The sequence below is a fragment of the Marinilabilia sp. genome, assembly GCF_016278715.1.
Lineage (GTDB): Bacteria > Bacteroidota > Bacteroidia > Bacteroidales > Marinilabiliaceae > Marinilabilia.
The window spans coordinates 1-15,741 of record NZ_JADQBH010000139.1; the positions used below are offsets into that span (position 1 = coordinate 1).

Consider the following 15,741-nt stretch of genomic DNA (forward strand, 5'->3'; position numbering starts at 1 on the left):
AGCCCCCTATCTGAGGTTCAATTGGTCGCTTATGCAACAGAGGCTTCAATTCGTAATTCTCATAACCGAAAATAACACAATCCACAGCCAGATAATGCTTGGGTGTATTTTTATAGTGTCCCTGATATGGCATTTGCATAATTGTTTTTATCTGGAAAAAGTTTTAATACCCGCCTCTTCTACTCGTGAATTAGCAATTCATGAATCAATTATTGAAATTTACGGAAAATCGGTTTTAAAAAAAATTTCAATTTTATGCTTCAAAATTAAAAAGTAATTTCTACTTTTAAAATGTTTTTAGAGATTTTTTTTAATAAATTTCGAAAACAGACCATTTAAAGGTGTTTCCTTTGACAACCGACTGTCATTGCGGTTCAGGAGGAATCAAAGAATCCGGCAGTTTTGAACATTCAAACAAAAAAAGCTCTAAATAGTTAATAATATTGAACTTAACCACTTTAGCAATTTACAAAAAAAAGCATTACAAATGTTTAATGTACTCTTAAACAAAACATTTTCAATATAGAATGCAAGCACAGACTTTGAATTGTACAAACCGGTAACAGATATTAAGGTAATAGAAATTAGAAAATCCAATAAAAAAACACAGACTTAATTTATACTTTTCAAGTGTTCAACCGTTCTCACATAAAGTATGGAGATAAATGGAATATTCAGTTTTGAACGAGCTCTGTAATCATTTTCCTCATTTGAGGCTCAGGATTCATTGCAACTGCTGACCGGAGACTGAAGAGCTCCTATATTTATACAAGTTTATAATAAGAAAACACCAGCACTGTAGGTATCGTACATTTATTAATATTATTTTTAACGATTAAAAAATAAGTCATATTATGAGAAAAAGTCCATTACATTTTATGGTTGCCATCATTTTAGGATTAGGCATCGTCAGTTGCAACACTCCCGTTGAGCAGTCCATCCAAAAAGAATCCTGGGGGCAGAGCTCAGATGGCACCGCAGTTGACCTTTACACACTGACCAGTAGCACAGACCTGGAGGTAAAGATATCCACATTTGGCGGAGTTATTACCGCCATAAATACACCCGACAAAAACGGGAAAGTAGAAAATGTGGTTCTGGGATTCGATGATTTATCGCGCTATCTGGAGAAAAGGAGTTTTTTCGGAGCCATCATCGGACGGTATGGAAACCGAATCGACAAAGGCCAGTTTACGCTAAACGACAGCACCTATCAGCTATCGCTAAACGATGGTCCCAACCATTTGCATGGCGGTACCAACGGTTTTGACCAGAAAGTTTGGGACGCTACACCCGTTGACTCCCCCGAAGGCCCGGCCCTGCAGCTTGAGTATTTCAGTCAGGACGGGGAAGAAGGTTACCCCGGAAATTTAGACGTCACTGTTACTTATCAACTCAAGGGCGACAGTCTGGTGGTTAAGTATCTGGCCAATACCGACAAAGCAACCCCGATTAACCTGACCAACCACTCGTTTTTCAACCTGGCAGGAGAAGGAACCATCCTGGATCACGAACTCACCATTAATGCAGATGCTTATACTCCGGTGGATTCCACACTTATTCCTACGGGAGAAATTAAACCCGTTGAAGGAACACCTTTCGATTTCACCGAAGTTCATCTTATTGGCGAGCGAATTGAGCAGGTTCCCGGAGGTTATGACCACAATTATGTGCTGAATCAGGACGCAGCAGGTGAAATGGCTTTCGCATCGAAATTAAAAGATCCCCAATCGGGAAGAACAATGGAAATCTATACCGAAGAACCGGGCTTGCAGTTTTATTCCGGAAATTTCCTGGACGGATCTCAAAAAACAGGGGATTGGGTATTCGAGCAATACAACGGTCTTTGCCTCGAAACACAACACTTTCCTGATTCGCCGAATCATGAAAACTTCCCGTCAACCATCTTAAACCCTGATGAAACCTATCAGACTACAACAATTATGGTATTTGGTGTGGAAGAATAAATAATAGTTATTCCAATCTCAATAGTCCGTTAAGAAAGGCTTAAATGCAAAGGCGCAAAGTTTTCATTACCGGGCAGTGACATGCAGCTCCCCTTGAAATCACAAATGCCTTGCAGTCAGGTGATTGCCAAAGACAGCCGGAGTGTTAAAAAACAGCTAAATAAAAAGGCCCGCTGAATTGTTTTCAGCGGGCCTTTTTTATCATTTTTCTGAGTCGGATAACTACCACTCCGTTTTTGCTATTTTCATAATTTATGAGATTAACAACTAAACTGCATCATTCATAAATTTTCTATTCCGATGCTCAACTAACGGGCACCAATAAAGGAATCCTGAACATCGGTCCATCCTGCCGCTTCTTTCACCTTTTCCGGAATTTCAGCAGCAACTTTAGAATCCCCAAAAACGGAGACAATCGAAGAATTTCCGGCAGGCAAGTCTCCCTCATAACCATTATAAAATTTGCTGTTTGCTTCGAAAGTTTCATACAAAGCATTCAAATCAGCAGGATCGGCAATCCGGGCCTGGCATTCTTCATTATCGGCCGGACTCCACAAGGCCACCAGGGGTTGCTCTTCTTTTTTCACTTTAACATATACATTGTTGTCAATGGCTTTCAGCGTGGACTCACTGAGTCGCTCACACATTTCGGCGGGTTGCCACACATAAAGCAGGGGCGTTTCCATACCGACCGTATCTATCATCAGATTGTTTACAAATACATGCTCCTCCCGCTCATCAACGCCGGGGCCACTAGTAACATGCCAGCCAAAATGATCGGCGCCGTCACCACGAGCTGTACGCCCAAAGCTTGCACGGCTGTTAACGAATGTATTGTTATAGATCTCGGCACCACGAGCGTTGAGAATCAAGATTCCCTGATTGTTGTTCACAAATTCGTTTCCGGCCACAATAACACCCTCAGAAATTTCAAAGAAGAAACCACTTCGTCCAACCCAAACTTTATCCCCCGAGGCTGCCTGGTCAACCTGACCAACATTCTCGATACGGTTATTTACAAACACACCATCCACATTACCTACATCATACCATATACCATTGGAATTGGGTTGATTGGTCACCAAATTCTCGCGACAAACCACCCGGTGGCTTTGGTTAAATATCTTTACAGCAGCAGGAAAATACCCTCTCCAATTCTCAATATTGTTGTGTGCAAAAATGTTTCGCTCCAGCAACACATCATCCGACGCAACGATATAAAGCCCTTCGGTATTGGTATCTTCAATTTTACAGTTGCGTATTACCATACTGTCGCCATGCGCAAATACACCAACACGCAGTGACTTCGTGAAAGAGCAGTTTTCCAGAACAGTTCCCACTGCATCGTTACCATGTGCTTCTTCGGGCGAGATTTCCTCAGGAAAAAGGCCATCGATGAGCACGCTGATATCTGCATACTGAGTTACCTCAAGCCCTTTTATCACCGGACCTCTTTTATCGGTTGTTTTGCCATGTACATCCTCAGGCGTTCTGATAATTGCATTATTGAAGGCAGTTATTTCAACCAACTGGTCGGTAGGATCGGCACCCAGATAAATTTTCTTTGCTTCGTAATCAACATAAAAAGTTCCTTCATCCAACTCATCTTTGCTACCTGCAGATTGAAGATACTCTCCATCCACAAACACACAGTCGTTGTTGAACCGATGCATGGGTGTTGATTCGATGTTCCGCTCTTTGTTCCACCATGATTGTGGGAAAGCCGGGAACAGGCGCTCCCACTCGGTGTACCAGACTCCATCTTCGTCCTTTTGCCAGTTTTCAGCAACCAATGTACCATTCAGTACCGGCTTTTCATCCTGATAGGGTTGAATGGTAATTCCCTGATTAAAGGTAAGGTCGCCGGTACGGTAAATCCCACCCCGCATCACAATAGCATCATTGGTCACCACGCGGGCGATGGCAGTCTCAATAGTGGTGGGATTCTCAAGAGAAGTTCCATCCGCCTGGTCATCTCCATCCGGAGCAACATAATAAATAGTTCCTGCCACTTCCGGAAGTTCGTAAGTGGTATCATAAGGTCCGTAAACGACCTCTTCCTTTTGTTCAGTTTCATCTGCTGGAGGAGGTGTCTGACAGGAAAACAATCCTGCAACAGCCAACACGACAAAAGAAACCTTCAGTAAAACCTGACTTTTTTTCATGAGGTTCTTTTTTATTTTTTAAAAGAAAAGGGGAAGCACCCTAAGCAGCTCCCCCCATTTGTTAAATTTAACTATTTTGCGCCAACAAAAGAGACATTCTCTTCTGTCCATCCGGCTAGGTGCTTAATGTTTTCGGGGATTGTGGTAGCAACAGAATGTCCTTCAAAATCAGATACGGTCTCGATATTCATCGGGTCCTCATCTGTAAACAAAGCACCTTCAAAACCATTATAAAGCTTACTACTCACTTCGAATGACTCGTACAAAGCATTCAGCTCCTCCGGCGAGGTTATTTTTGCCTGACATTTGTCGTTATCGGCAGGACTCCAAAGCACAATGGTAGCATTCTCTTCCTTCTTGGTCTTTAGATACACATTGTTATCAAAAGCTTCAAGTGTAGGTGTATTCAGTCGCTCACACATTTCGGAAGGCTGCCATACATAGAGAAGCGGAAATTCCAGTCCTATGGTATCCACCAGTAGGTTATTCACAAAAACGTGACCTTCGCGCTCATCAACGCCCGGTCCGGTATTGATGTGCCATCCAAAATGGTCGGCATCGTCACCCCGGGAATCGCGACCAAAGCTGGCACGACTATTCACAAAAGTATTGTTGTAAACTTTTGCACCACTACTGTTCAGAATCAGCATCCCCTGATTGTTATTCACAAATTCATTACCTGCAACAGTCACCCCTTTGGATATCTCAAAGAAGAAACCATTGCTGCTGGGCCACACCTGGTCATTTCGGAATGGGCCTTTGGGACTGCCCACGTTCTCGACCCGATTGTTTACAAAAACCCCGTCTATATTGCCCACATCGTACCAAAGACCGTTGGAGTTGGGATGATTGGCAATAAGGTTTCCACGGCAGACCACGCGGTGCGATTGATTAAAGATCTTCACAGCGGCAGGATAGAAACCGGTCCATTTTTCAATATTGTTGTTTTCAAAAACATTCTGCTCCAGCAATACGTCATCCGAAGCAACTACATACAAGCCTTCAGTATTTGTATCTGCTATCTTACAATTACGCATTACCATGCTGTCGCCAATGGCAAAAACACCGACCCGCAGGCTTTTTGAGAAGGTACAGTTCTCGAAAACCGTTCCCACCACATCGTTACCATTAAGTTCCTCGTTGGAAGCCCCCTGAGGGTAAAAACCATCAATATGCACCATTGTATCAGGATATTGGGTAACCGTCAGACCGCGAATCACCGGTCCTACCCCATCGTTTTCTTTGCCGTTGGCATATCCGCTGGTTCTGAAAATAGCTTTTCTGAAAGCGGTAATCTCAACCAATTTATCAGCAGGATCCTGACCAAGAAAAATCTCTTGGGCATCATAATCCACAAAGAAAGTTCCGTTGTCCAGTTCATCCTTGCTACCAACTGATTGCAAATATTCTCCATTCACAAATACCATATCATTATTGAATCGATGAAGCGGAGTAAACTCAAGGTTTCCTTCTGGGCGCCACCACGGTTCGGGTTCTCCGGGGAAAAGACGCTCCCATTTGGTAAACCAGATTCCATCCTCAGTTTGTTGCCATTCGGTTGCTTCAAGAGTTCCGTTCAAAACAGGTTTCTCATCCTTAAAAGGCTGAATGGTAACCCCCTGATTAAAGGTCAGATTTCCACAACGGTAAGTTCCCCCTCGCATCACCACTGCATCTCCGGTAACCACACGTGCAAGAGCCGACTCTATGGAAGTGGGCGACTCAAGAGCCGTTCCTTCGGCTTCGGCATCTCCATCGGGAGCTACATAATATATAGTTCCGGCAACTTCGGGTAACTCATAAATTTGTTCTACAGGTCCAAAAACCTTATCGTCGCCTTTAGTATTCTCTGCAGCTTGCGGGGCCTGACAAGCTACCACTCCAAGAGCCAGAATAAAGGCAGGGATTAAGCGTAAAAATGGGTGATTCTTTTTCATGTTATTGTTTTTTGATAAAATCAGATAATTCAATTCTTTTATTTTTATAATTGTGGCCCTGCCCGTTGGCAGGTAAAATAGTAGTGGGAAAAGGTTCAATATTTAAACAATTTACTAATAAACAAACATCTGGTCAAAATAGAAATAATCCAAACCAGGAAAACCTATTAAATTATTGTAACACAATGGTTGTTATGCTCTCTTTGGGTAATTCAACAATTACGTTATCCTCATTTAAAATATTATCATTGAGATTTCTGTTGAGCCCGGAGGAAGTCGTATAAGATACTGCCGACGTAGCAGAAGATGGTAATTCAACCTCAATCGTCCTGGCTGAATACTCAGACGGGTTGATAATCACAATCACGGTATTTCCCTCGCCCGAATAAGCAGTCATCTTGAGGGTGGAAACGCCCTCCGGACTGACATCAATACGCTGATAACCTGGACGAATAAACTTTGAATATTGCGAAAATGCGTAACCACGCTTCAATATTTTGCCTCGTTGAGTTCCGTTATTGCCGTCACCCAGGAAACTGTAATATCTGCGGATATACCACCAGATGTAAGCATTCCAGTCAAAAGCCATGGACGAATGAATCCCTTCGAGCATTTCCATGGTTTCGTCCCAGATGGTTTCCTGGTCGGTGTACTCAGTCCAGTTGGAAGAAACATTACCGCTGTTCAGATTCAGCAGATATTCAGTCATCCAGATTTCTTTTTCCTTCTCATGGGCAAGTGGATATGCTGCCAAACCGCCGCCATAGAGGTGTCCGCCAACAATATCAAGATTGTCCACTGCGGTTGCATCATTCAGAATATCACTGGTATAGGCCTGGTTAGAATTCAATGATTCCGCAGCCACCACTTTAGCATTTTCAATCACTCCCGCATAGTTTCTTACAAAATCATACATTTCGGCCACACTATATTCACATCCTTCATAATCCACTTTCCAATCAGGTTCGTTCTGAATGGAGACGGCATCAATCACAGCCCCTTTATCTGCCATGAACTGAATATACTCATTAATATAGTTGGCAAAATCAGAATAATGCTCTTTCAACAAATAACCGCCACCGTTGGTGCTATTATTGCTTTTCCACTCTGAAGGGGGAGACCACGGGCTGGCCAGCACTTTTGCATTGCGGCTGTTGGCCATTTTCACGGAGTTGACCAATCCGGCCCAGTCATCCCGGTTAGAAGGTAATCTCACCCTGTAGATGGAGAGCCCCAATTGATCTTCACCGGTTCCAAACGCCATATCCATTTCGCTTTCGGTGAGGTAATCGGTTCCCCAAATCATATTAGCCCCCCCAAAACCTGCAATTGTTTGATGAACCACTGTAGGATCAAGAGTTAATTTGGTTGTAGTCGGTGCCACCCTCCCGGATTGCTTCAGAACAATCTCCTCCGAAACCTCATCTTTCAGTGACTTGAGAATAAGCTTCTGCCAGTTTTCAGTGGTCTTACCATTTGCAGCATAAGTTATTTCCACAAAAGAGGAAGTCTCCGCTTCCATTATACTCCCGCCCTCTGATGGGAGTATGGTCGAGATAAAGGCATCGCCCTTCACCACTTCGGTGGTGATGTCCCATTGAGTAAAAGCCCAGTCAATTTCCAGGGAAAAACTTCCTCCTGCGGCATCCAGATTCTCCGGAAAGGAACTTTGTTCAAAAGATAATACAACAGTTTTATCCACCTCTTCCCCATTGTCATCTTCACTGCATGATGCAAAAAAAAGGATGGTGGAAAAAAATACGATTAATGAAACAACACAGAGTTTTCTTATGACGAGCATATTCTTCTTTAAATGTGAAAAGGTTGTTGGGAGGAAAGGATTTTCGACAAAATTTAACTTCTCAAAACTAATCAACTATCTCCTGTTTTATGTGGACTTTTTCGTGTATTAAGGGGATATTTTTCATTCCTGTCCATTTTTTGAAGCAGCCGCAACAGGTTGAAAACAACAAAAGGATAGCCTGCAAAGCCAGGAGATAAAAGGCTCTCCGTTGGAAATGCCTCAAATAATTCTTAATTTTGTCTGTTTAAAGATCCTCTTTGATTGATTTCATAACTACCCCATGTTAAAGCAGACACGGATTTTTTCATATAATAACATAAAGCACATTTTGGGCTTTTTGTTGCTTATTGCTTTTCCCAGCCCCACCATGGGACAAGTAATAGGAAACCCTCCGGTGACTCATTACTCTCATCAGGACTTTAACAGTGATGGCCAGTTTTGGGATGCCTGTCAGGATACCTCTGGAATTATGTACTTTGGCAACAATTATGGTGTCTTAAGATTCGACGGCGAAAGGTGGAACAAAATTTCTCTTCCAAACAACAGTGCGGTTCGAAGTCTGCATTGCTCCGAAAACGGAATCGTTTATGCCGGAGGATACAATGAGTTTGGCATCATAGAGACCAATACGAACGGGAGTTTTACATACCAATCCCTGCGCAATATTCTGCCTCCAAAATATTCAGAAATAGGAAATGTCTGGCAAATTTTAGAACTCAACAACACCATTATTCTGCGGACCTTTGATTTCCTGATTCTGCTTAACCGAAACAACGTTGAAATTATTGAAGCCTCAGGGACATTCAATTTTGCAGGAATCTCAGGCAATGACTTGCTCGTTCTGGACAAGAAAAATCTTTTTTTATTGAATGTCAACACCTCGCAATTCCAGCGTATCATCTCCACTGAAGATATTTTGAATGAAAGCATACTAAAAATACTTCCGGGGCATGAGAACGAATCATTGTATTTATTAACCAAAGAAGGTTCCCTATTTGAGATATCCCTGAAAAACAAAACCGCCCATAGACAGCAGAAACTTATCTCCCTTTCATCAAAACAGGTATTCACCTCAGCCATCCAATCCCTGTCGGGGGAGGTGTATATAGGAACATTAAGCAATAAACTCTCCTCCTGGAAATTTCAGGACAACAGACTCATAAAGGTACGATCTTTCGGGGATTTGCAGGATCAGACAGTCCTCAACATTTTTGAATCGCACGAAGGAATCATTTGGATTTTACTCAACAAAGGACTGGATTTTTTTGACCCTAACGCACATCTGACAAATATCTTTCAGGGCTCGTCCATCTATGACGCTATACTTTTTAACAACAGACTCTTCATCGCAACAAATCAGGGAGTATTTCATTCAGCAGATATTTATTCTAACAGCGTAATTTATCAAAATGAATTTCAAAAGATACCAATGCTTGACGGCCAGACATGGTCGCTAAAGGTTATTGACAACCAACTTTTTTGTGCACACGACCAGGGACTTTTCATGATTAGCAATGGCCAGACAACACAAATTCCAGGTTTTCAGGGAGTCTGGAAGCTATTTCCCGTATCAGGGAAAAGTGATCAATTCTTCATTTGCCACTACAATGGTATTGGTTTGATACAAATCAGAAATGGCAACTACTTGGTGTTGTCCAATTCGTTGCCCGGGTTCGATGACTCCACCCGTGATTTAATTGACATTCCGGGAGAAAGTGATTCCTATTGGGTTTGCCATGGTTACAAAGGCGTTTTTAAAATCAAAACCAACAAGGAAAATTCTCGTGTGGTATCCACTGAGCATTTTAATGAGCAAAACGGACTTCCTTCTCCATTCAATATTAATGTTCACAGGTGGAACGGACAAAATATTTTCACAACCAATGATGGTTTGTTTATTTTTGACAAGACAAGTGAAACCTTTGTTCCCCATGAGGCTCTGACTAAACTTCTTGGCTCTGAAAAAAACATTCGTCAGCTTGTTCAACAAGGTGATACGACCTGGTGTGTCATTGACGATCAACTGGCTTTTTTCGATAAAGCAATGAAGAACGTTATTACCAACCCGTTTCTCTCTCTAAAAGGAACGTTGAACCGTGGCATGGAATGCATTGTGCCATTGAAAAACGCCAATGAAGTTTTACTGGGGACAACCAACGGATTGTATGCTTTTCATCCGGAAGCAAAATCTCAATTGCTTTCAGCAAAAGTAAAAACCAGGGTTTCCCGGATCTCCTATTCCATAAATGATTCCATCACCACATTTGCCATTACAGACACAATGGATTTAATGGAATTTCCCAATAATGTTCACAATATCAGCTTCTGGTTTTCGGCACCTTATGTCCGCGACAAAGCCAATATCAGATACAGTTATCTTCTGAAGGACCAAATGAAGGAATGGTCAGAATGGCAGGAAGAACCAATGGTCAACTTCTCCTTTCTGAAAGGCGGTGATTACCTTTTAAAAGTGAAAGCTCAAAGTTTATCCGGTGAAGTCGCTCAAATTACTCAAATACCATTCACTATTGCCCCTGCCTGGTTTGCTACCTGGCCCTGGCTCATATTTTGGGGATTGATAACCACAGGGATGGTTCTTGCCGGAATAAGACAGATTCAGGTAATTATTGTAAAGGAGAAAGAAAAGACTCGTGTGGAAGAACAACAACTCCAGGAGGTACGTGACATGGAGCGGGAAAACCAACTGATAATTCAGGAAAAGAAACGCGTAGAAGCCGACATCATTAAAAAAAGCAAAGATTTAGCCAATAACGCCGTCCTAATTGCTAAAAAAAGGGAACTACTGATTGACATTCAGGAGAGACTCAACGAATTGAGAAAGAATGCAAAAAATGATTATACCCGAACCGGCATTCTAAACATTGTCCGTAGCATTGAGATCAACCTGAATGATGAACAACAGTATCTACTTTTTGACACCAATCTGGAACGGGTTCATCAGGAACTGTTTGACGAATTAAAATCAAGACATCCTAACATCACGACCAAAGACCTAAGGATGTGTGCTTTCATAAAAATGGAACTCACCAACAAAGAAATGGCGAGCATTTTTAATATTTCTGTGCGTGGAGTGGAAACAGCCCGGTACCGTCTGAGGAAAAAATTTCCTGATATCTATGAACTTATTGGTCAGGTCTGACAAATCCGAAGCTACCCCGACGAAAAAATCTGGAGAAACTCAAAATAAAAAAAGGTTGGCTGAATTTCTAAACAACAATTCAGCCAACCTTCGAGAAAATGTCGGTCAATTACTCTTGAATTACTGACAATACAGCCGCATTTATGCCTCCTGTTATATCGACTCTAAAAGTATATTTATTTCCTTCAATCAAAGGTTCCTCATTTACAAGCCCAAGGTTTCCGGGGTCGCGGCCATTTTCACCGTTTCCTACAAAAACAATATTACTGTCGGAACTAAGGGCTTCATTGGTATATTCTCCCCCCCAACCTTTTTGGTGGAAAAATTTGAAGTTGATGTAACCCGCATCTATTGACTCGCCGGCCACAACAGTAACCTCATAAACCATAGGGGACACCTGGGCCATGCACAAAGCTTTATCGGTGTTCCAACCCACCTGATTGTCAAGAGAAGGTTTTCCGATACCATCACCGATAATCCACAAAGCACCACTGCCATCCTGCTGAAGTGTTGCCAGATCATTTCCATTCATTGCTTCCACCACAAAATACTCATGAATAAAATTGGCGATCACTCTGTATTTCCCTCCGATAGCTTTAAACGTAAGGGTCCCATCTCCGTTATCCACAAAGTAGTTCTCATCAATCCACCACTCATCAAGGTTCGCAATGCCATCGATTTCAATTATCTGCTCCTGATCAAGATCGGCTTCCACTTTAAAATTGTCATCGTTAACCATCACCATTGATTCTCCTGCAAACTCAAGAGAAATAAAAGGACCCGCAGCATAGGTAAGCGTATTAAAGATAATCTCATACTCTCCTGCAACATAGCTGGAGAATGTGATCTCCGCATCAGTCCCTTCTTTTATTTCGCCGGAGGCCCAGCCAAAAGTCATTTCGTTTCCGGCATCGGTAATTGTTGGGGTTTGGATATAGCCTTTTACCTTTTGAGGGAAAGAAGCAGTAACAGCATACCTGTACTCATCCACTTTTTCCATTTTATAATCGCCATCAGCTGTCACCAGCGTTATCCATGGATAGTCAGGACGACTCAGGGCGATTTCAAAACTTTGTTCCTCGATGGCAAATTCGATATTTTGAAGAACAAATTTCAATCGTCCTGTCCCATTGGGAATGTCTTTATAAAAAGGCACGTATATCTTTCCGGAGTATTCACCATTGGTTTTTGTCCGAATAACGGTCTCCTCTACCATTTCATCACCAAAAAACAATTGTGCTTTAAGGGTTGACAAAGGCACTTCATCATCAGCCACCATAGTGGTAAAAGAAATACTGTCACCAAAATGGGCGGCGGTGATGTTGTTTTCCACTATCAGTTGGGGATCGCCGACAACAGTCTCCTCATCTTCGCAGGCAATAAAACCCACTAAAGCAAACAAAACACTGAAGAATAAAATATTTCGCTTCATAATAATTTAGATTTAGTTTTACTTATTCCAGCGGTAAGAAACCACTGCATTGGATGGAACCGGATAAGAAAAATGATTTGAGCCGTCACTAATGGTGATTGTTTTGGTATCATTAGTGTCATTCATCAAAACCAAGGCAAAAGAACCATCTGTATTTTCAAATGCACTGTAAATGATGCCATCGGTTGAATAACCGCTGGTTCCAATCCGCACCGCACCAGGTTTTACCACCGATGACAGATGACCAATAATGTAATAATGTGAATTTCGAACAATTGTTTTATAATTATCATTGCTGATATCCACCGCTCCATAACAAGTTTCACACCCTCCGGAACGATTAGGTCCGCGATTTGAGTCAAGCATCAGGTTCCACACGATTACAGCTTTGCTCCAGTTATTCACTGTGCCAAAGGCCACTTGCTCCATATCGTCCATCAACCGTTTGGAAAGATTCTGACCATCGTTCCAGGTTCCGATGGAAGTCTCGGTAAAAATCAGTTCCTTTTCGGGAGCTTTCTGATGAATATCCTCCAGTTCGCTGAAATGACCGCCATAATTGTGATAGGCAGCCCCAGCAATATACCGGCTGGCTTCATCGTCCGCATAAATATTCACAGGATAATCCTCCTGCTCACTCATATTATCGTAATTGTAATTGTGGTCGAAAACATACAATTTGACCTCCAAACCAGCCTCTTCAAGTGCCGGCCCCAACTCTTTGACAAATTCCAATTGCTCGTCCCAGCCCATAAACAAAGATGCAGAGTTACCGCGATTCAATGGCTCATTTTGAGGGGTTATCGCATCAATTGAAATCCCAAATCCGGCGAATGCCTGAATCCATTTCACAAAATAAGTGGCATAATCTTCATAATATGCAGGATTAAGATGACCACTTGTCCAGGAATTGAATGGCTGAAGATCGGTAAGATTATTAACTTTCATCCACCGCGGAGGCGTCCAGGGAGACCCCAGAATTTTAAGATCAGGATTGATTGCCAGAATCTCCTTCAGAATAGGAATCACGTAATCTAATTCCTCCGACTGAAGACTGAAATTCTCGATCCCGGGAGTGTCACAACAGGTGTACTCACTCAAAGAAAAGTCGGAACATCCAATAGCAATACGTACATAACTGTATCCCATCCCCTCTTCATGCGAAAAGGTCTGCTTCAGGAATTCTTCTCTGTCAGCAGGTTCCATCTGCATCAGGTTAAAACACGAAGAACCGGTGATTGCCGCTCCAAAACCATTCATTTTCTGATATTTCACTGACGGAACGAGCGTTATGGTCGTTGGTGACATATTGGAGGTCTCACTAAAATCAACAGCGCCTCTCTGAAAATCATAAGCCCGGTTGCCGGTGGTGGTGAAAATTGTGACATCTCCACCCACTACTTCAGGCTTTTCCTGATCATCCGGCTTATTCACCTCATCATTTTCCTTGGAGCAGGAGCCGCACGACATAAACATGAGGCTAAAAAAAGTCACATAGAATATTTTATTTAGTCTTTGAAAGAAAACACCAACTACTGCGTTGTTCTCGTTTTTAAAACAGTCATTTACAAAAGGTAAACTCCTTGGTTTCAAAAACTTCAAAAGCCTTGTATTTGGCGCTTTCTTATCAAAGACTTTAAATTCCTTAGTTTTCTTACTGGCACTATTTATCATCTCTCTTTGGTTTTGTTCAAAACTTAATCAAACACCCCCGAGTTAATGTGCAATCCGGGACAGGTGTATAAGGATTTTTAATAGCCCGGATTCTGCTCAAGGTTAGTGTTGACATCCAACACTGTCTGTGGAATGGGTAACAGTTCAGAATCCTCAGTAAAAGGACGGGCCTGAGATAACCTTCCATTATCCCGGGTATTGATTCCATTCATAACAGACTGAAGTTTATCATTTCTGATTAAATCGAATAAACGATTTCCTTCAAATGCGAGTTCCAGACGGCGCTCTCTCAACACAGCCTCTTTCATTTGCTCTGCAGAGGATTTAACAGATTCAGACAATCCTGGCAAGTCAACCCTTGCTCTGATTTTGTCAACAATGGATGCAGCTTCTCCCAGCTGCCCTTGCGCTACGAGCGCCTCGGCTTTCAGTAATAGAATATCGGCCAAACGTAATTTGATGATGCTATTGTTGCCAGACCGCATTTTATACATAAACGGATAATGGTCTGAAGGATAATAAAGGCTCCATCCGGGCTCATAATAAACAACAGATTGGTTAAATCTAATCTCGTCCCCCTCTGTTTCAAAGGCAGCAATCAGGTCGCGCGAAGGAGTTACCCACTTTGCCCAGGAGAAGTTCTCATCCCAATTGAGCAAGTTGCGACCAAACATCCAGTTAACCCAGTTTCCGCTTCCGGTAAAAAACTGAACTTCAAAAATCGACTCAGTGGTATTTCTTGCTGCAATATCAGTTCCGGCTTCATTCATTCTAAAAAGCAGGGAGTAATCGTCCACAAGAGAAAAATTATCATTGATAACATCATCACAATATTCAATAACCTTACCATAATCTCTAATTGGTTTCTCAGCATAAGCCTTTGCCAAAAGGGCCCTGGCCACTGCTTTCGACAAAACAGTTTTTTCATTGCCGGTCTCCGGAGCATCAGGAATAGCAGTGGTAAGATCCTCCACAATTTGCTGATAAGCTTCTTCGGGTGTATTCTGAGAAGGGAAGTAGGCAGGATAAACCTCTTCAATATTATCAGCAGTAATATCCTCCGCCTCTGTGGTGATCACAGGAATATTTCCCCAAAAACGAACCATATCAAGCATTACCATAGCCCTGAAAATTTTAGCTTCCGCTTTCCACTGAGCTCTTTCGCTATCTGAAAATGAAGCATCCGGAACCAGATCAATATTTTCAATAATAGAGTTTACATGAGCAATATCGTCAAGATAGCTGTTCCAGTCACGTGTAATTACGCTGTTTCCGCCATCCAGTGAATTATCTTCCACAGGCATCACCTCTGCCCCTGTGGTTCCACCATAAGCATTATCGGCGCGGGCTTCGGTCAGCAACAGATAATCCAGATACCAATGTTCCTGACGTCCGCGAAACAATTCATACATCGCATCGTACTGAGTCAACATTTCACTCCGGTTTTCAAACTTTATGCGATCACCCGACTCATCCGAGGAACCCATTGTAATCTCTGAAAAATCAGAAATCGGGTCTTTATCCAGTGAACAGGAGGCTGCGATGAAAATCATCAGCAATCCAAACCCTTTTTTTACTATATCAAGTTTCATAATTGTCATT

General features: G+C 42.3%; 8 protein-coding genes. 2 read left to right on the forward strand and 6 right to left on the reverse strand.

Annotated elements, in window-relative coordinates; translation table 11 throughout:
• Positions 1 to 854: 854 nt before the first annotated feature.
• Entirely contained in the window at positions 855 to 1,967 is a 1,113-nt protein-coding gene (locus QZZ43_RS08945) for an aldose epimerase family protein (protein WP_291858024.1), read from the forward strand.
• Positions 1,968 to 2,275: 308 nt separating this feature from the next.
• On the opposite strand, the gene QZZ43_RS08950 is transcribed toward QZZ43_RS08945, so the two are convergent.
• The 3 genes from QZZ43_RS08950 to QZZ43_RS08960 form a co-directional block, all read right to left on the reverse strand.
• On the reverse strand, positions 2,276 to 4,132 hold the full coding sequence (locus tag QZZ43_RS08950; RefSeq protein WP_291858026.1) for a right-handed parallel beta-helix repeat-containing protein: 1,857 nt from the start codon (positions 4,130 to 4,132) through the stop codon (positions 2,276 to 2,278).
• A 71-nt stretch (positions 4,133 to 4,203) separates the two neighbouring features.
• Positions 4,204 to 6,069: a right-handed parallel beta-helix repeat-containing protein gene (locus QZZ43_RS08955; RefSeq protein ID WP_291858027.1), complete on the reverse strand. Its 1,866-nt coding sequence runs from the start codon at positions 6,067 to 6,069 to the stop codon at positions 4,204 to 4,206.
• Between the two features lie 172 nt (positions 6,070 to 6,241).
• On the reverse strand, positions 6,242 to 7,870 hold the full coding sequence (locus QZZ43_RS08960; protein WP_291858031.1) for a glycoside hydrolase: 1,629 nt from the start codon (positions 7,868 to 7,870) through the stop codon (positions 6,242 to 6,244).
• A gap of 370 nt (positions 7,871 to 8,240) precedes the next feature.
• Here QZZ43_RS08960 and QZZ43_RS08965 point away from each other — a divergent pair, with 370 nt between their 5' ends.
• Complete coding sequence (locus tag QZZ43_RS08965; RefSeq protein WP_291858033.1) at positions 8,241 to 11,033, forward strand: hypothetical protein; 2,793 nt, start codon at positions 8,241 to 8,243, stop codon at positions 11,031 to 11,033.
• A 109-nt stretch (positions 11,034 to 11,142) separates the two neighbouring features.
• On the opposite strand, the gene QZZ43_RS08970 is transcribed toward QZZ43_RS08965, so the two are convergent.
• From QZZ43_RS08970 to QZZ43_RS08980, 3 genes are all read right to left on the reverse strand, one after another.
• On the reverse strand, positions 11,143 to 12,465 hold the full coding sequence (locus tag QZZ43_RS08970; RefSeq protein ID WP_291858034.1) for a DUF5125 domain-containing protein: 1,323 nt from the start codon (positions 12,463 to 12,465) through the stop codon (positions 11,143 to 11,145).
• An 18-nt stretch (positions 12,466 to 12,483) separates the two neighbouring features.
• Positions 12,484 to 13,959, reverse strand: a complete 1,476-nt coding sequence (locus QZZ43_RS08975) for a glycoside hydrolase family 30 beta sandwich domain-containing protein (RefSeq protein ID WP_291858036.1) — start codon at positions 13,957 to 13,959, stop codon at positions 12,484 to 12,486.
• 257 nt (positions 13,960 to 14,216) lie between these two features.
• Complete coding sequence (locus QZZ43_RS08980) at positions 14,217 to 15,731, reverse strand: RagB/SusD family nutrient uptake outer membrane protein (protein ID WP_291858038.1); 1,515 nt, start codon at positions 15,729 to 15,731, stop codon at positions 14,217 to 14,219.
• Positions 15,732 to 15,741 lie beyond the last annotated feature (10 nt).